Origin of the sequence: Kyrpidia tusciae DSM 2912, assembly GCF_000092905.1 — a bacterium.
In the GTDB taxonomy this organism is placed as follows: domain Bacteria; phylum Bacillota; class Bacilli; order Kyrpidiales; family Kyrpidiaceae; genus Kyrpidia; species Kyrpidia tusciae.
Genome location: NC_014098.1, coordinates 2,602,264 through 2,619,121, shown reverse-complemented (window position 1 = coordinate 2,619,121; position 16,858 = coordinate 2,602,264). Strand labels below are relative to the sequence as shown.

Below are 16,858 nucleotides of genomic sequence, written 5' to 3'. Positions count from 1 at the left end.
GCCCGCCTCCTCATGCTTTCTTCAATTCCCGTCCGCTCGATGTTCAGATTTCGCCAGTCACTGAACTGTATGAGCTGGAAGAACTCGGACATCACGGCCCAAACGGGCTATTTTTGTGCTGTCCTTAAAATGGGTGGTCTAGCTTGGTCCATATGGCGAATACAGATAGACTGGCTTTTCGGAGGGAGGCGGCGGGATGGAAAAGGGGAAAGCGAAGCTGCGGATCACGGGCATGCACTGTGCCGCCTGCGCCACCCGGATTGAGCGGGTGGTGAAACGGCAGGAAGGGGTTCTCGATGTGAACGTCAATCTCGCCTTGGAGCGGGCCACGGTGACGTACATCCCCGGGGCTGTGGATTTGGAAGAGCTCATCGATCGTGTAGAAAAATTGGGATACGGCGCCCACCTTGATCAACCGACGAAAGACTCGGCCGGGGATCGGCGCCGTCAATGGGAAATGTTTGTCTTTTCCCTTATTTTATCTCTGCCGTTTTTGTGGGTGATGGCCCATATGGCCGGTTTTCCGTATATCCCGAGGGCGTTTCTCAATCCCCGGGTGCAATGGGTTTTGGCCACCGAGATTCAATTCGTCGCCGGTTGGGCCTTTTACGTGGGAGCGTGGAAATCCCTTCGCAGCGGTTCGGCCAACATGGACGTCCTGGTGGCCTTGGGCACTTCGGCAGCTTATGGTTACAGCGTGTGGATGATCCTCCGGGGGTCGGGACATTTGTATTTTGAAACTGGAGCTTTGATTATTACACTGGTCCGGCTTGGCAAAATTCTCGAAGCTCACGCAAAAACCCGGACTGCCGACGCCCTGGCCGAGCTCGTTTCCCTCCAGGTCAAATTGGCCCACCTGTGGACCCGCCAGGGGGAGCGTGACGTTCCGGTCCAGCAACTCCAGGTGGGGGACGTGGTGGTGGTCAGACCCGGGGAACAAATCCCGGCGGACGGTCGGGTGGTGGCCGGAGAATCGGATGTGGATGAATCGATGATGACCGGAGAAATGCTCCCCGTCGTCAAGAGGGCGGGGGATCTGGTGTACGGGGCCACGCTCAATCAACAGGGGACCCTCCGGATCCAGGTGCAGCGGGTCGGTGCAGACTCTGCCTTGGGGCGGATCATCGGGCTCATTGAAGAGGCCCAGGCGTCGAAAGCCCCGGTCCAACGGTTGGCGGATTCGATTTGCAATGTGTTTGTTCCGGTGGTGATCGCCATCTCCGCCGGGACGTTCGGCGTGTGGTTTTTTGCGGGCGGCGGCACGACAAGCGCACTCCCCACCGCCCTCATGAACGCCGTGGCCGTTCTTCTGATCGCTTGCCCGTGCCCTTTCGGCTTGGCGACCCCCACCGCGGTGATGGTGGGAACCGGGCGGGCGGCGCAGATGGGAATCTTTTTTAAGGGCGGGGAGGCGCTGGAGCAGTTGCACCGGGTTCAGGTGATGCTGCTGGACAAAACCGGGACTCTTACCCGGGGGCGACCTGCGGTGACCGATGTGCGGGTGATTCGACCGGGCCCCCTTCGCTCGCGGAATGACCTCATTCGCCTCGCTGCTTCGGCCGAAGGGCCTTCGGAACATCCCCTTGGGCGAATCCTGGCAGAAGGGGCTACTGGATTGGGGCCACTCCCGGAGCCTGAGGGTTTTGTGTCCTCAGGAGGTGGGGGAGTGCGGGCCATCGTGGAAGGGCGGACGGTGGTGATCGGCAGCGGCCGGTTCCTGGAGGAATGCGGTGTGGAAGGAGTTGTCCCCCCTGAGAAAGATCTCTGGGAGTCAGAAGGCAAGACGGTGATCCAGGTGGGGGTGGATGGCCGATTGGCCGGTTTGATCGCCGTTTCCGATGTTCTATTGGAGGAGTCCCGTCGGGCGGTGAAAGCGCTGCAAGCAATGGGGATCGAGTTGGTCATGGTCACCGGGGACAACCGGCATACCGCCGAGGTCGTCTCCCGGCAGGTCGGGATTCGCCACGTTCTGGCCGAACTCTCTCCCGAGGATAAGGTCCGGGTGATCCGGAAGTATCAAAAAAGAGGTCGGAAAGTGGCCATGGTGGGGGATGGCATCAACGACGCGCCGGCCCTGGCGGCGGCCGATGTGGGCATCGCCGTGGGGACGGGAGCGGACGTGGCCCTGGACGCCGCCGACGTAGCCCTCATTGGAACCGGTTTGGAGGGAGTGGTTCGCGCCGTCCGCCTCTCCCGGGCGACCTTGCGCAACATTCGCCAAAGCCTGTTCTGGGCCCTGGGGTACAACATCATCGGCATCCCCGCTGCGGCTGCGGGTTGGTTGAGCCCCCTCATCGCCGGAGCCTCCATGGCTTTCAGTTCCGTGATGGTGGTGCTGGGTGCCCTGCGCCTCAAAAGGGTGCGAATTTGAATCGGGGCGGCATGAGGTGACATGCCCCAGCTCGAGGTAACAGTGATGGTCACCGGGCCGTCGGACACTTTAGGGCGATTTTGCTATAATGGATCTGTGGTAAGACCGTGAATTTCACCGGGGAGGTCAGCATCATGAGTGCTCTTGAGCGAGAGCTGGAACAACTGATCAAGCATTTGAACGATAAAAATAAATTGGTTGCAAAAAGTTTTTTGTCATGGCTATTGGAAAATCAGCTTGACGAAGAAGACGATCAGTTGACGCCAGAGGATATTCGAGCCATTGAACAAGGCAGGCAAGAATTGATGAAACGTGAAGCCGTACCGTTGGAGGACTTGAAGCGTGACCTCGGGTTATGAATTGTTGTTCGCGAAAGAGGCCAGTAAGGTTATTAGAAAGTTGGATAAAGTCACGGCAAAACGAATCCTACAAGCGATCGAATCATTAAGCGTGAACCCCTGTCATCATCCCAAGACCAAGTTGATGAAGGGATATGAAGGACAATTCTATCGTTTGAAGGTTGGCAATTGGAGAATTATATATGAAGTTATAGAACATCAATTACTAATTGTTATCATTAGGATAGGGCCACGCGGAGATGTGTATAAAAAACCCCTAAATAAAACCGTGGTAGCTGTACATTCCTGGCCTGGTACATGGGCCATTGCGGTAAGATTGGCGAACTGAGAAATGTTGACTCGTGAATCCGGTGGCGCGAGGGGACGGGTGGCGCCCACCCCCTCTGACCGACGAACTATCCCTGCAAAGCGGCCACCAACGCGGATTCCACTTGGTTTTCGTACTGTGCGAGGTCTATCTGGTAATGATCCCGGAAGCTCTGGTCCACACCTTTAGCGGCAGCGTTCTGCAGGAACGACCGGAACTTCTCCATTCCTCCGTCTTTGAGCAGCTGGCGCACCGCCAGATAGTCTTGCCACTCCACATTATAGGGAGCCTGGATGATCTGTCCTTCCCCGGCCGAGAGGGGCAGCAGTGCCCCGCGGCGAGCCACAGCCCGGAGTTGCTGGATCATTGCCTCATCCTGAGCGATCACCTTTTGCGGATCGAGTTGGGCCTGGGCCTGGGTCCCATCATACCAGGCGATGCCCTCATTGATCCACACCGGAAGCTCATCGCCAATGCCCATCTCGTTGAGGGTGACGTGGGTCAACTCGTGGGTGAGGACGTTGGCGAGATCCGATTCCGCCTGAACGGGGTAAAGGGGCACCCAGATGTCGCTCCCCACGGTGACGCCTCCCGTGTGGTCCACCATCTGGGGAATCAAGTTCGGGTCGACTCCGGCCCGGGCCAGGGCGTTCCCATAACTGCGCGGGGTGGAAAACAGTACGATCTGCGCCTTCTGGGGTTGTTGACCCAATTCGTTTTTCAGGATCGGCAGAGAGACGTTTTTCACGAGATCTGCCGCAGCTTGCAACGCTCCCCGGGAGACCCGGGCATCCCCGGGAATAATATTGATTCCCGATACAGATTGCGGGGATCCTGCCCGCTCGGGCGGCAATCGGTGGATACCGATCTGCCTGGCCAACGACTGGTCGACCAATGCCTGGTGCAGCTGGTTGAGTTCCTGGGAGAGTTGGTCGAGCTGTTGATTGATCTGATCGGGAGTGGCCTGGCCGCTTTCCAGCATATTGGAGATGGTAGTCCATGTCTCATCGACCTGCTGTGCAACGTCTTCAATGTGCTGAACGACCTGGGCGACCGCCGGAGGAACCTGGACATTGTTCAGGTTCACCGCCACCTGTTGAAATGGACCCAATAACAGGATGATTCCCCCTAGCCACAGTCCTTTCAACGGGCCCCACCTCCTAACCGAACAGCTTTGCCCTACGTGAAACTTGTTCTTGCCTCTATTCTACCAGGTGACGACCACTTATGAGAAGAAAGTGTCCCAGGGAAAAGGATAAAATTCTTATGGTGAAATGGTGGTGATGGTGTGTTCCCGGGCTCATTCCGGTGCGAGATCCCCGGGGCCAGGGTCACATCGGCGCACCGTTTGGATGTGTTCCAATAATCCCCGGCACCCGGCCTCCACCAACCGGTAGACATAATCGAACGTCCCGGTAAAAAAGGGATCCGGGACTTCCCGCACCTCCGCTTCCGGTGCCCAGTCGAGGAGCAGTGACACCTTGTGGAGGTACTCACCGGCGGGATCAAGCCGCCTCAATCCTGCGAGGTTATCCTCATCCATGGCCACGATATAATTGAACTGGCTCAGGTCGGACCGGGACACCTTCCGGGCCCGGTGTCCTTCCCAAGGGATGCCATGGGCCTCCAGGACCCGGCGGGTACCGGGGTGGGGTGGATCCCCGACGTTCCAGGTGCCCAGCCCGGCCGAATCTACGGAGATGCACCCGGACAAACCTTCTTCCTCGACCTGCCGGCGGAAAACGGCTTCGGCCATCGGCGAGCGACAGATGTTCCCAAGACACACGAATAAAACCCGGATCAAGCCCCCACCTCTTCTCGCCCCTCGGCGATGTTTTTGCTATTCTTATTTCATGGTAACAAGTTCAAGACCCGTAGGGAAGACCTTCTTTGCGAGGTCTCCCGGGAGCGGGGCGGCGTCGGGTCGGGACGGGCGACACTGTGGTGGGGAGACCGGAAAGGAGGCGGAGGCGATGGGGCCAGGCGGAACGGAATCGAGCACTCACAGGCGACTCAACGTGGTGAGCACTGTGCCGTTAAAAACCAAGCATGGCGAGCGGGTGAAACAGGTTTTTCCCGGGGTGGAAATCCGGACAGTGCAGGGCTTGGAAGAGATGGGGAATGATCTGGCCGAGATCGAAGTCCTGATTACGTACGGGATGGATTTGGACGATCGTCGGGTGGAGGAGATGAAGAGCCTACGGTGGATCCAGGTGTTTTCCGCCGGGGTGGATCGGATGCCCTTGGCGACCCTGGATCGGCGGGGGATCGTGGTGACCAATGCCCGGGGGGTTCACGGCCCTCAAATGGCCGAGCACGCCCTGGGCATCATGCTCATGCACAGCCGCCGACTCCTGGAGTTCGCCCGCCTTCAGAGGGAGCGGGTCTGGGATCGCAGGATCCGCGTGGACGAGCTGGGAGGGAAGGTTCTCGGGGTGCTGGGGACCGGAGCGATTGCCCAAGATTTGGCGACGCGATCCCGGGCCTTGGGGTTGACGGTATGGGGCCATAACCGGAGCGGACGGGCGGTGGATGGTTTCGATCGTGTATTTTCCGGAAAAGATGGATTGGATCAACTTTTGGCCGGGGCGGATTATCTCGTGGTGCTCGTCCCTTTTACACCCCAAACCCGGGGCATGATCGGGGAGGCGGAGCTGAGGCGCATGAAATCGACGGCGTTCTTGATCAACATGGCCCGGGGTGGCATCGTGGACGAGTTGGCCCTTCTTCAGGCCTTGACCGAAGGGTGGATTGCCGGGGCAGCCCTGGATGTGTTTGAACAGGAACCACTTCCTCCGGACCACCCCTTTTGGGGATTGGAGAATTGCCTGCTCACCCCTCACGTTTCGGGCGTTTCACCTTATTACAACGACCGGGCACTCGAGATTTTTTTAAGGAACCTCAAGGTTTACTTATCGGGCGCCGGGGAGTGGGTCAACCGGGTGGATTCCCGCAAAGGGTACTGACCGATGACCAAGGGCTTGGAATCGCCCCCGGATGGACCCCTTGATGGAAAATAAGGAGGGTTGGCGATGGTGTTCAATGGCTTTGAAGCGGAAGATTTTGCCGTCTTTTCGATCCCGGAGTTCGAGGCGCGGATGGAGGCGATCCGTTCCCGGGTGCGGCCGAAGTTGACCGCACTGGCTGACGAGTTGGCCCCCCGGCTGTCCCGGGAGACGGGAGCCCCTTTTTACCCCCACGTCGCGGCCCATGCCCGGCGAAAGGTAAACCCGCCCGACGAGACGTGGATGGCTCTCTCCCGTTCGCCCCGGGGCTATAAGCGTTATGCACATTTTGAAGTGGGAATCGGGGCTGAAGAGGTGTTTGTGCGGCTGGTGATCAAACCTGAAGCTGATGACAAGCCGGGGGCCGCCCGGTGGCTGCGGGAGCACGGGGAGGAGGCTGCCGCGATCCTGCCTTCTTCTTATCTGTGGGCGCTGCACCGGGACGGGGCTTCGGATCGGCCCTGGCCTCGGCTCGACGGAGGTGCCCTCCAAGAGCTCGGTGTGGCCTTGGAGAAAAAAGCAGCTGGCCTGACGGTGGGCCGTCGGTTTGGGCAACAGGACCCCGTCTTGGCGGAACGACAATCCTTTCTTACCCTCGCTGAAAGGGTGTTGTTGGAACTATTTCCACTTTATGAAGCCGTGATTCCTGGCGCAGAGCCCTCCGGGGAACCATCATCCCAGGCGGGGGCGGCCCGATAGAGGAGGCATATCCGATGTCACTCGATCGCGAGGCGGCATGGGAACTGTTAAACGAGTACACGAAAAACCCGAATCTCATCAAACACGCCCTGGCCGTAGAGGCGGCCATGAGGGCCTATGCCCGCAAGTATGGGGACGATGAGGAAAAATGGGGGATTGTGGGGCTATTGCACGACTTTGATTACGACCGCTGGCCATCTCCCGAGGACCATCCCACCCGAGGCGCCGAGATCCTTCGGCAGAGAGGCTACCCGGAGGATGTCATCCATGCAATTCTCAGCCACGCCGATTATCTCGGCGTGCCCCGGGAACACTTGATGGACAAGTGTCTTTACGCCTGTGATGAGCTGTCCGGGTTTATCACCGCCGTGGCTTTGGTCCGGCCGACGAAAAGTATTGACGATGTGGACGTTCCGGCCGTCAAGAAAAAACTGAAGGACAAAGCCTTTGCCCGGGGGGTCAACCGAGAAGATGTGCGCCGGGGTGCTGAGGAGCTCGGGGTGGATCTCGATGAGCATATCGGGTTTGTCATCGAGGCTCTAAAGGGTGCAGCCCGGGAACTGGGGCTGGAGGGCGCTCAGGCTTCCGGGACGGAAAGTTGAAAGGGAAGCGGCGGGTGAATCCCCGCCGCTCGCTTCGGGAGGCGAACGACTTCGCATTACGAGGAACTCCGCAGCCTTGATGTGCGGTATATACTGGGAATGGATCGCGGGCGAAGAGCGCCCATGTCATTCAAGGGCTTTGACATCCTGGACGATCTGGTCGATAGGTGGTTTCAAGCCGTCGTACATCTTGACGATTTGGCCGTTGCGATTAATTAGGAAAAATTGGGTCGTATGGTTGTACATGGTGATGCCTCCGGATACCTCCGGGGGATTTTTCGTCAAAGCTGAATGAAAGCTTTTGAACACGAAATCCTTGGTGATATCAAACCCCGGGCTGGTGACAAAATGCCACGTCTTTAAATCGGCGTTGTAGCGTTCGGCGTATTTCTTCAAGACCTCGGGTTTGTCCGTGTCGGGGTCGCAGCTAAAGGATACAATTTCCGCCGAGGTCCCGGCCTCTTTTAACTTTTTCTGCACCTGGGCCATGTTCGGCGTCATCACCGGACACATGGTGGGACAGTTGGTGTAAATGACGTCCGCCAGCCATATTTTTCCTTTCATCTGATCGGTGTTAAACGGTTTTCCGTCCTGATCGGTCGCTTGGTATGGTTGAATGTGCCAGTTGGCTTGACGCAGGTCCTGGGCCTGGGAAGTGTTTTGAATGACTCCACCCTGCCCCTGGGCGGCCGTGCCGCTGTCGGGGCTTGCGGTGGCGCCACACCCCGCGAGGACGGTGACGGCCACGGAACCGGCGGCCCACCACAGGGCCGCACGACGAACCTTCGGACGTTTTGAAATCGATCCTTTCACGGTCACCGACCCTTTCCGTCATCAAATTCAATATCCGTCTACATGTTACAACTCCGATGATATCAAGTCTCACCTTGGCCGGCGTGGCTCAAACGGGCTATTTTTGTTTCAATTTCGTGGCAGGGTTTTGGTCACCTAGTCATCCCCGCCTTTGTGAGGCCGGCGCGGAGCGGCAAGGCGATCGTGAAGGTACTTCCCAGCCCGAGCCGGCTCGACACCTGAACCCGCCCCCCGTGTTGCTCCACGATCTCTTTGCAGATGGCCAGCCCGAGCCCCATCCCCGCGGGGGAGGTTTTGCGCGCTTCCCCACTCCGGTAGAATCGCTCGAAAACAAAGGGCAAATCCCCCTCGGCGATGCCCGGCCCGCTGTCTTGAACTTCCACCAGCAGAGCGGGATCTCCGGTGGTGCCATCCAGGGCTTTCCTCACGATAACCTCGATGCGGCCGTCACGGGGGGTGTATTTTTTGGCGTTCAACAACAGGTTGGCCAGAGCTTGCTCCATGCGCATCGGGTCTATATATATCTCGTCGGTCCCGGGTTCGCTCCAACCCCGGAATGTCCACCGAAACTCCGCTCCACCCTCTCGAATGACGATCGGTTCATCGATTCGGTCCAACACCGGTTTGCCTTGCCAAGTTCGGGGCACTTGTATATAAGCAGGGGCGGAGGAAAAACGGCCGGACTGAAAATCCGCCGGGCCACCTGGCGTGGGTAAGCGCGCCGCAGGTGAACGAGGGGCCGACTTGACGACCGCGGTCAAGTGGCGTTTTATAAGAAAGAAGGTGAAATTGACCGGGATCTTCGCCTAAAGCCGGTGAAACCCGAGATGGAGGGACGCGCATGCGGGGGCCGACGGTTCCGCCTCATGAGGAAATGCGCCGGGCGCTGGAGGAGAAAGACTGGATCAAAGTCGAGCGACTCGGATTCAAGGCACTCCGGGCTGACCCGGCGGATACGAAGGCATGGGAGATCCTGGGGGAAGCCCTGTTGCGCCAAGGATACGGCACCTCCGCACGGAAGGCGTTTCGCAGGGCTTACTTGTTTCAGCCGCAGAAACAACTGGCCCGCTGGAATGGTCCGGCGGAAGAAGGAGACCCGATCTTGAATAACGGTCGCAGCCACCCTCTCGTGGAGCAACTGTTGGCGTGGCCGCGGGTTCCGACGGTAGCGGCGGTCATTGTGGCGAAGAATGAGTCCCGGTGCATTGGCCGCTGTCTGGAAAGTTTGAAGGGAGCGGTGGACGAAATCCTGGTGGTGGACACGGGTTCCACCGATGACACGGCCGCCTTGGCCGAGACGTTTCCGGGTGTGCGGGTCCTGTTCTATGCGTGGAAGGATGATTTTGCCGCAGCGCGGAATTTTGGCCTGGACCACATCGCTGCCGATTGGGTGCTTTGGATCGATGCCGACGAATGGGTGCACCCCGATGATAAACCATTGATCCGGGAAGCCGCTGCTATGCTGGATGCCGTTACCCCAACCCCGGTTCTTCATCCGATGATTGTCAACCGCCTGGGCTCCACGACTTCCATTGCCATGAACGTTCCCCGCCTGTTCCCCCGGCGAGGGGATCTTCGCTTTCACGGACGGATCCACGAACAGATCGCCCCTGTGAAAGGCAACCGCTACACAGACTTGAGAACCCGGGACTACCTGGTGATGATTCGAATCCTGCACGACGGCTACGATCCGGCACACACAGATATTCGCGCCAAACTGCAGAGGAATATTCGCCTCTTGAACCAAATGGTGCAAGAAGAACCCGCAGACCCGACCTGGTTGATGTACCTGGGGCGGGAAGTCCTTTCCGCCGGCGACGTCAAAAAGGGGACGAGCCTTCTCCTGGCTGCGGAGGAACGGGCCAAGACCACGCCGGGATTCGGGGCGCTTCTGGAGATCCAGAGGCTGTTGGTTCAGGCGTATCTGTTTGAGTCCGCCTACGACGAAGCGGAGCGGGTGGCCGAGCGGATGCAGGAAACAGACCCCCAGTTTCCGGATTCGCACTACTATTTGGCCCATATTCGGGTGGAAAAGGCCAAGCGGCTTCTCCAAGCTGCCGAAGAGGATCTGCGCCGCCTTCGGGCTCAAGGGGACGACTACGCCGGGTTGGTCAACGTAGATGCGGATATTCACGCCTGGAAGGCCGATCTCCTCCAGGCGAACCTATGCGGGCTGACCGGGCGCATCGCCGAGGCTAAGGCCCGGTATACGGATTTGTACGGCCATTGCCCGGGTTACGATGAAGCCATTGCCCAGCAGATTGCCCTCATTGACCAGCAGGCCCGACAGATCATACAGAATCCCCAACAGGATCGGTGAGGGGTCATCCGCCTAATCGGAAAGGGTAGGGAAATCGCAACGGGAGGAAGGAAGTTCCAGTGTCTTGGAGGGAAATCTTGCGTTACTGGAGAGCAGTCGAGTACCTGGAACCGCAAAAAGTAAAAAATAATAGCATCCAAATAATTGATAATGAACACGACACGATCGAGTGGGCGGCTTTGGCGGCAGACGCGTTTCAAAAGTGGCAGCGGGGAAAAAATAGCTCCATGGCAGATGCTGACATCGCTGACCGATACGAAGTCAGGTTCCACATATGGGTCGGCATCTACAACGTCGTCGATGTCATCCAAGAAATGGAACAACGTCTTCGGGTGGCAGGGGAAGAAGGGGGGAGAGAGTTATCTCAAGACCAAACATGTTTAGCGGTATTCTGGGTCGATCGATGTGGACGCGCAATAGCGGATAGCTTTGCCGTGTCCAGCATGCCTTGGGCCATGGGTTGCCTGTCAAAGGGGCCGAGAGGACTTTCCAATTGGGCTGATCATTTTGAGAAGTGGGATAGGGACATGCGTGAGTGGTTTGCCGTATGGGTCAATCGCCATGCTGAGAAACCTCTTACGGCCCTGGATCTCGTCGATGTTCACCGCGAGATTCTGGATCGCGCGGGCTGGCAGACGCAAGGGTATTCTCATATTGCCGGAATAGACGTCGAGGTTTTATCCCGAGCGTGGCGGCACGACGCAGAAGTTGAGCATGATCTTTTGAACTCGTTTGTGGTGAAAGATCTCGGCAGAGTGGCTCAGGCGATTGATCAAGGAACCGCGGGACAAGGGGTGCGCTTGTATCTAGGGGATGCGATCATAACGAATCGCGTCGACTTGATGGAGAACCGTGAAGAACAGCGCTCGCTGATGCACCCTTCCCGGATTCCACTGGGGCGTTGGCCCACCGGATCGGAAAAACCACTTGTCTTTGGTCAACAGCTTGCCGTCAATCTCCTGATGTCTACCAAGCCGGCGGTGTTTTCTGTTAACGGTCCTCCTGGTACAGGCAAGACGACCCTCCTTCGGGACATCATTGCAGCTTTGGTGGTGGAACGGGCTGCTGCCATGGTGCGGTATGAGAGACCAAAAGATGCGTTCTCGAGGTACGAGACCGAGAAGGAAAAGGGCCGCAGCAGAAGCGAACGGCCGATGTGGAAAGTGGCGGAGGATCTCTCGGGGTGGGAAATTGTGGTTGCTGCAGCCACGAACAACGCTGCAGAGAACATCACCCAAGAGATCGGAGCCATGAATGCCATTGGTGAGGAGTGGCACCAACGGGCAGACTATTTTAAGGACTTAGCCACAAGTGTTATGGGGAAACCTGCTTGGGGGTTGGTGGCGGCCGTACTTGGCAATAGTAAAAATAGGAGTAACTTTATTGGGAGCTTCTGGTTTGGCTCGTCATCGTCTGAAAAGGAAAAGGGTCAGGCCACGTCAATGAAGTCAATCCTGTGCAGTGCCCCTGCACCTCAAGAGGCGGCTAAGGAGTGGATAGATGCTCGAGAGCAATTTGCTGAATGTATGAAAAATGTTCAGGAGCTGCAAGCCCAATACGCCTCGTGGGCGGATGCGTCCGAGGCCCATCAGACAATCTTGAAGACGATGCAAAACCGTGTTGCCGAACTGCAGATAGCCAAAGAGCGGGCAACTCAGGCTCAGGGACAGTTGGAAGAAGCACGAGGTGCCGTCGAGGTGGCGGCTAGCCGTTTTGAAGAAGCAAGGGCATGCTTGAGATTGGTAAAGGATTGGCGGGCATGGATACAGGTGGTCTTCCGCCCGAGTGAATGGAGGAAGAAAGGGGCGGAATATAAACAGACAAGGCAGACATTTGATAAGGCTAAACGTGAATGGTTATCTGCACAGGAAGCTTTGACCGTTTTAGAGAAGGTTGTGAATGAAAGAAAGAGACAAGTCAAAGAGGAAGAGATGGTATTACATAGGACGATAGAAGAGAAAGCTTTACTGGATGCGGAGCTTGAAGCGGCGACCCAGGAGCTGGGCGATCGGTTTCCAAGTATTGACCTGTGGGATGCATCCCGGGACCGCGACCGACAGCTTTCCTCGCCATGGTTGAGTGACACGTTGAACCGCCGGCGGTCGGAGCTTTTTTTGGCCGCGCTTAAGGTGCACGAGGCGTTCATCAAGGCTTCCGCACAGCCTGTACAAGCCAATCTTTCTCGTTTTGTCGATCTCCTGTCGGGAAAGGATATCAGAATTCCAAACGAAATAATTCCTCATCTGTGGCGTACGCTTTTTCTTGTGGTTCCGGTGGTCTCGACCACTTTCGCATCGGTAGGAAGACTTTTCAAAGATCTCGGTTCTGAAGCGTTGGGGTGGACCTTAATTGACGAAGCGGGGCAAGCTAGGCCGCAAGATCCGGTCGGCCTCGTTTGGAGGTCGAAAAGGGTGGTATTTGTAGGGGATCCGATGCAACTCAAACCAGTAGTTACTCTGCCAGCTCAGGCGAGCAGCGCACTGAGGGAGGCATTTGGTGCAGGCAGTGAATGGGATGTCACGAAAACATCGGCCCAAGTGTTGGCCGACTCTGCCAATGCTTGGGGGACACGGGTACACGACAGGTGGATTGGAAGTCCTCTGTGGGTCCATAGACGGTGTCTCGACCCCATGTTTACAGTCTCCAACCAGATTGCCTATGCTGGTCAGATGATCCAGGCGACGCCGGTTCCAAAGGAAAAAATATTGCACAAACCGAGTTGCTGGAGTGTCGTTTCGTCGGATGGTGCCGACGGGCACTGGATTCCGGCCCAAGGGGATCGCGTTATCGAGATCTTGAGGCAGCTTGTCGAGGAATTCGGATTTCCGCCCGATGCCTTTGTGCTTTCTCCGTTCCGCGAAGTTTCGAACGAGGTGAAAGACTTGCTGAAAAAAAAGTACGGGCTCTGGGCTGGTCCTCATGTCAACCGGAAAGAGGTCCTTAAATGGCTAGGGACACGGGTTGGGACAGTTCACGTCTTTCAAGGCAAAGAAGCGCACACGGTCATTCTGCTGTTGGGAGGGAACCCAAGGCGTCCTAGAGCGTTCCGGTGGGCGGCGAGCGAACCGAACCTGCTCAACGTAGCCGTAACTCGGGCTAAACAGCGGATTTATGTCGTCGGCGATCCAGAAAAATGGAAGCACCTCCCGTATTTCAGTGTTCTTTGGCGGGCATTAAACTCGTAGGCCAACCGCTATAACGGATAGTTTCTGTGACCGGCGTCACCACGATCTGAATGGGCGTCCGTTATCCTGACGGTGACGTCAAACCGAGGGGAGAGTGGCATGGAACACCATCGTTTTCAAATGGCCGAGAAGCTCACCCGGCGAGTCGCCCAAGGCGGACCGGCCCGGGTGATCCAACTGAGCTTGCCCGCCGGACGAGTTTTAGACAAACACCAGGTGGACGATCACTTGCTCGCCTTTGTTCTGCGGGGCCGAGTGGTTTTTGAGGCTTTTGAACCGGGAGGAGGGCCGCTGACACTGGGGCCGGCCGAAATGATCGCCGTCGGACCCGGAGTACCGCACCGCGTGGAGTCCTTGGAAGACGCAGTACTCGCTCTCGTCCTCGTACCTCCCGGGGTCGGAGAAAAGTGACGGTTTTGCTTTCCTGGGCGGGGCCCGTTACTCCCGTTTGCCCGGGTCGAGGGGGATTTCATCGAGCTGAATAAAGGATTTCCGAGCGCTGTTTTGAAACTGGCCCGCATTTTGGCCAAGGGCGCAGGCGTTGCATTGGTCACATCCTGCGGCGCATCCACCGGAGCGGGTCCGGCGAAAGAGGCGGACCAACTGCCAGGCCGCATATCCAAGGACGGCGGCGATCACGACATAGATCATTGACTCTCCACCTTTCTGACACCTACCCATGGGACCGGCCTTTGAGACTGTACGGCCGGCCTTTTGGTGTCTCACATCCACCATCGGGCGATATGGTAGACCCCCCAGGAAACCACCCAAGCCAAACTTGCACTGTATACCACCGAGGCGACTGTCCATTTCCAGGACCCTGTTTCCCGGCGCATCACCGCCACGGTGGAGAGACACGGCGTGTACAACAGGATGAAAAATAAGAACGCGAGCGCCGATGCCGGGGTGAACGCCCCTTGCAACAGGGCCGTGAGTCCCCCCGCCGCCTCTCCCGCGCCGTAGGCCACTCCCATCGTGGCCACCACCAATTCTTTCGCTAAAAATCCCGTGATCAAGGCCACGCCGGCCTGCCAGGTGGCAAAATCCATCGGCGCGAACAAGGGGGCGATCCATCCCCCGAGCCCGGCGAGAAAGCTGTGTTCCACGGGAACGGGTCCCTGAAACGAGAATCTCCCGAGAAACCACAGCAACACCGACACGGAAAAAATAATCGTGCCCGCCTTGCGCAAGAACCCTTTCACCTTGTCCCACGTATGCAAAGTGAGGTTTCGGACGGTGGGGGCATGGTAGGGCGGCAGCTCCATGACAAAGAGCGAGTCGCCGGTTCCGACCAGTCTTCCCAACAGCCACGCCGTCCCCAGGGCCGCTGCCACGCCGACCAAGTACAATAGAAATACGATCTCCGCCTGGTGCCGGGCAAAGAAGGCCGGGACAAGCAGGGCGTAGACGGATAACCGGGCTGAGCAGGACATGAAGGGAATGGCCAGGACCGTCACCAGCCGCGCCCGGGGGTCCTCCAAGGTGCGGGTGGCCATGATGGCGGGGACGTTGCACCCGAAGCCGAGCACCATCGGAATGAAGGACCGCCCCCCCAACCCCACGGCTTGCATGACTCGGTCAGTGAGCACCGCCGCCCGGGCCATATAACCGGAGTCCTCTAAAAAGGACAGACCGAGAAACAGCACGGCGATCTGGGGAATGAACACCAGAACCGCCCCCACGCCACCCAAGACGCCTTGGATCATGAGATCCGTAAACCAACCCGGGCTTCCCATTGCCCCCAAAACGGCTTGAAGTCCCGTCGCCCCGGGACCGCTGATCGCACTGTCCAGCGCGTCCGACAAAGGGGTTCCCACCCAGCTAAACGTCACTTGGAACAAGAGAAAGAGAATGGCCAGGAACAGCGGGATCCCGAGAATCGGATGCAAAAGCCAGCGGTCGAGCCGATCGCTCCACGTCCGCTCTCCTGGCGGTCGCCCGCTGCCTCTCACAACTTCCCGGGCCGTTTGGGCCGCCCATTCGTGCCGGACCTGGCGAATTCGCTCCCCGGCCTCCGCAACTTCCTTGCGCAGACCTGCCAGAGTGGCCACCGCGGCCGGGGGGAGCGCTTGTTCCAAGGCCGCCATCACGGCCGGATTCCCTTCCAGAGCCATGACGGCCAGGGCCCTTCGGCGTTCGGCCAATGGTTCTGGCAGGGTAACCAAGGCGGCCTCCGTCCTGGCCACCACCGCCGCCAGGGAGCGGGGGTAGGGCAGGACAAAACCGGATGGCGCCACTCCGCCCTGCAAGCGGTGAATCAAGCGGTCTTTTCCAATCCCCCGCCGGGCGGTCATCGGCACCACAGGGACGCCCAGGCGCTGTTCCAGAAGAGCAACGTCAATGGTCAAGCCCCGGGCGGCCGCCGTGTCCATCATGTTGAGGACGACCACCACGGGCAATCCCATTTCCAACAGCTGGGCAGTAAAATACAAATGTCGTTCTAAACTTGAGGCGTCCACCACATTGACGACCGCCGAAGGACCCTGGTACAACAGGTATTCCACCGCCACCCGCTCCTCCGGGGACAGGGCTGCGAGGCTGTACGTTCCCGGCAGGTCCACCACCCGACATCCCGGCAAATCTTTGCACAGGCCCTCTTTTTTCTCCACCGTCACCCCGGGCCAGTTCCCGACGTACTGGCGGGTCCCAGTCAAAAGGTTGAACAGGGAGGTTTTCCCGGCGTTGGGATTCCCGGCCAGGGCAATGGTGGAAAGGGCCACCGCTCCGCGAACCTCTGCCGCCTGCGCTGCCGATTTCACGGCCGTCGCTCCGTTTCCACCTGAATGAACCGGGCATCTTTTCGGCGGATCCCCAGCTGTACGCCGCGGACGTGAATCACCAGCGGATCGCCGAAGGGGGCCCGGCGCACCACCCTCAGGTCGGTGCCGGGTACGAGGCCGAGTTCCATGAGGCGGTGGCGGTGTCCGTCCTTAGGAGCGAGGACATCGATCACTGTGCAAAGTGTTCCAGGTGGGCAGTCGTTCAATGTCATTGGGAACCACCTCAATTGAGAAACGTTATCATTATCCCTATCATGAGTATACAGGATTGGGCAGCGGCGAATTGTGAAAAATAGGTGAACGTTGTACAACCTATTATAACACGTAAGTGACTGAGTTGTATGTGAGGAGTTTCATCCATTGGCACGATCCAGACAAAAAACCCGGCTCGGGTGACCGGGCAGGCGTCAAAGCACT

General features: G+C 58.2%; 16 protein-coding genes. 9 read left to right on the top strand and 7 right to left on the bottom strand.

The features are described from left to right. Positions 1 to 196 precede the first annotated feature (196 nt). The 3 genes from BTUS_RS13005 (at position 197) to BTUS_RS12995 (ending at position 3,058) form a co-directional block, all read left to right on the top strand. The gene (locus BTUS_RS13005; RefSeq protein WP_013076533.1) at positions 197 to 2,371 is read left to right on the top strand and encodes a heavy metal translocating P-type ATPase; all 2,175 of its coding nucleotides are present in this window, start codon (positions 197 to 199) and stop codon (positions 2,369 to 2,371) included. Positions 2,372 to 2,505: 134 nt separating this feature from the next. Beyond that, positions 2,506 to 2,730: a hypothetical protein gene (locus tag BTUS_RS13000; RefSeq protein WP_013076532.1), complete on the top strand. Its 225-nt coding sequence runs from the start codon at positions 2,506 to 2,508 to the stop codon at positions 2,728 to 2,730. Continuing rightward, positions 2,714 to 3,058, top strand: a complete 345-nt coding sequence (locus BTUS_RS12995) for a type II toxin-antitoxin system RelE family toxin (RefSeq protein WP_013076531.1) — start codon at positions 2,714 to 2,716, stop codon at positions 3,056 to 3,058. The genes BTUS_RS13000 and BTUS_RS12995 overlap by 17 nt, the downstream gene beginning before the upstream one ends. A 67-nt stretch (positions 3,059 to 3,125) precedes the next feature. Here BTUS_RS12995 and BTUS_RS12990 read toward each other — a convergent pair whose 3' ends face one another. Both BTUS_RS12990 and BTUS_RS12985 read right to left on the bottom strand, forming a co-directional pair. Next, a complete protein-coding gene (locus BTUS_RS12990; protein ID WP_013076530.1) occupies positions 3,126 to 4,184 on the bottom strand; it encodes a peptidase MA family metallohydrolase in 1,059 nt (352 codons plus the stop codon). A 153-nt stretch (positions 4,185 to 4,337) separates the two neighbouring features. Next, a complete protein-coding gene (locus tag BTUS_RS12985; protein WP_013076529.1) occupies positions 4,338 to 4,841 on the bottom strand; it encodes a low molecular weight protein-tyrosine-phosphatase in 504 nt (167 codons plus the stop codon). A 169-nt stretch (positions 4,842 to 5,010) separates the two neighbouring features. Here BTUS_RS12985 and BTUS_RS12980 point away from each other — a divergent pair, with 169 nt between their 5' ends. From BTUS_RS12980 to BTUS_RS12970, 3 genes are all read left to right on the top strand, one after another. Next, a complete protein-coding gene (locus tag BTUS_RS12980; RefSeq protein WP_013076528.1) occupies positions 5,011 to 6,003 on the top strand; it encodes a D-2-hydroxyacid dehydrogenase in 993 nt (330 codons plus the stop codon). Between the two features lie 66 nt (positions 6,004 to 6,069). Then, positions 6,070 to 6,741, top strand: a complete 672-nt coding sequence (locus tag BTUS_RS12975) for a DUF1054 domain-containing protein (protein ID WP_013076527.1) — start codon at positions 6,070 to 6,072, stop codon at positions 6,739 to 6,741. Positions 6,742 to 6,755: 14 nt separating this feature from the next. Continuing rightward, positions 6,756 to 7,343, top strand: coding sequence for an HD domain-containing protein (locus BTUS_RS12970; protein WP_013076526.1), 588 nt, complete (start codon positions 6,756 to 6,758; stop codon positions 7,341 to 7,343). 126 nt (positions 7,344 to 7,469) lie between these two features. Here BTUS_RS12970 and BTUS_RS12965 read toward each other — a convergent pair whose 3' ends face one another. Both BTUS_RS12965 and BTUS_RS12960 read right to left on the bottom strand, forming a co-directional pair. Next, complete coding sequence (locus tag BTUS_RS12965) at positions 7,470 to 8,156, bottom strand: SCO family protein (protein WP_052300635.1); 687 nt, start codon at positions 8,154 to 8,156, stop codon at positions 7,470 to 7,472. A gap of 131 nt (positions 8,157 to 8,287) precedes the next feature. Then, positions 8,288 to 8,776: a sensor histidine kinase gene (locus BTUS_RS12960; RefSeq protein WP_013076524.1), complete on the bottom strand. Its 489-nt coding sequence runs from the start codon at positions 8,774 to 8,776 to the stop codon at positions 8,288 to 8,290. Between the two features lie 221 nt (positions 8,777 to 8,997). Here BTUS_RS12960 and BTUS_RS17015 point away from each other — a divergent pair, with 221 nt between their 5' ends. The 3 genes from BTUS_RS17015 to BTUS_RS12945 all read left to right on the top strand — a co-directional run bounded on the left by BTUS_RS17015 (position 8,998) and on the right by BTUS_RS12945 (position 14,072). Next, positions 8,998 to 10,476, top strand: coding sequence for a glycosyltransferase family 2 protein (locus BTUS_RS17015; protein WP_013076523.1), 1,479 nt, complete (start codon positions 8,998 to 9,000; stop codon positions 10,474 to 10,476). A gap of 77 nt (positions 10,477 to 10,553) precedes the next feature. Continuing rightward, positions 10,554 to 13,661: a DEAD/DEAH box helicase gene (locus BTUS_RS12950; RefSeq protein WP_123809313.1), complete on the top strand. Its 3,108-nt coding sequence runs from the start codon at positions 10,554 to 10,556 to the stop codon at positions 13,659 to 13,661. A 99-nt stretch (positions 13,662 to 13,760) separates the two neighbouring features. Then, complete coding sequence (locus BTUS_RS12945) at positions 13,761 to 14,072, top strand: cupin domain-containing protein (protein ID WP_013076521.1); 312 nt, start codon at positions 13,761 to 13,763, stop codon at positions 14,070 to 14,072. A gap of 27 nt (positions 14,073 to 14,099) precedes the next feature. On the opposite strand, the gene BTUS_RS12940 is transcribed toward BTUS_RS12945, so the two are convergent. From BTUS_RS12940 to BTUS_RS17635, 3 genes are all read right to left on the bottom strand, one after another. Then, on the bottom strand, positions 14,100 to 14,312 hold the full coding sequence (locus BTUS_RS12940; RefSeq protein WP_013076520.1) for a FeoB-associated Cys-rich membrane protein: 213 nt from the start codon (positions 14,310 to 14,312) through the stop codon (positions 14,100 to 14,102). 71 nt (positions 14,313 to 14,383) lie between these two features. Further along, entirely contained in the window at positions 14,384 to 16,420 is a 2,037-nt protein-coding gene (feoB, locus tag BTUS_RS12935) for a ferrous iron transport protein B (RefSeq protein ID WP_245543313.1), read from the bottom strand. Next, positions 16,417 to 16,653, bottom strand: a complete 237-nt coding sequence (locus BTUS_RS17635; protein WP_013076518.1) for a FeoA family protein — start codon at positions 16,651 to 16,653, stop codon at positions 16,417 to 16,419. The genes feoB and BTUS_RS17635 overlap by 4 nt, the downstream gene beginning before the upstream one ends. Positions 16,654 to 16,858: the final 205 nt, after the last annotated feature.

Bases quoted from the DNA above. Each gene is read 5' to 3' on its own strand.
- BTUS_RS12970 (WP_013076526.1), top strand. From the start codon at position 6,756: ATGTCACTCGATCGCGAGGCGGCATGGGAACTGTTAAACGAGTACACG.
- BTUS_RS17635 (WP_013076518.1), bottom strand. From the start codon at position 16,653: ATGACATTGAACGACTGCCCACCTGGAACACTTTGCACAGTGATCGAT.
- BTUS_RS12940 (WP_013076520.1), bottom strand. From the start codon at position 14,312: ATGATCTATGTCGTGATCGCCGCCGTCCTTGGATATGCGGCCTGGCAG.
- BTUS_RS12975 (WP_013076527.1), top strand. From the start codon at position 6,070: ATGGTGTTCAATGGCTTTGAAGCGGAAGATTTTGCCGTCTTTTCGATC.
- BTUS_RS17015 (WP_013076523.1), top strand. From the start codon at position 8,998: ATGCGGGGGCCGACGGTTCCGCCTCATGAGGAAATGCGCCGGGCGCTG.
- BTUS_RS12980 (WP_013076528.1), top strand. From the start codon at position 5,011: ATGGGGCCAGGCGGAACGGAATCGAGCACTCACAGGCGACTCAACGTG.
- BTUS_RS13005 (WP_013076533.1), top strand. From the start codon at position 197: ATGGAAAAGGGGAAAGCGAAGCTGCGGATCACGGGCATGCACTGTGCC.
- BTUS_RS12945 (WP_013076521.1), top strand. From the start codon at position 13,761: ATGGAACACCATCGTTTTCAAATGGCCGAGAAGCTCACCCGGCGAGTC.
- BTUS_RS13000 (WP_013076532.1), top strand. From the start codon at position 2,506: ATGAGTGCTCTTGAGCGAGAGCTGGAACAACTGATCAAGCATTTGAAC.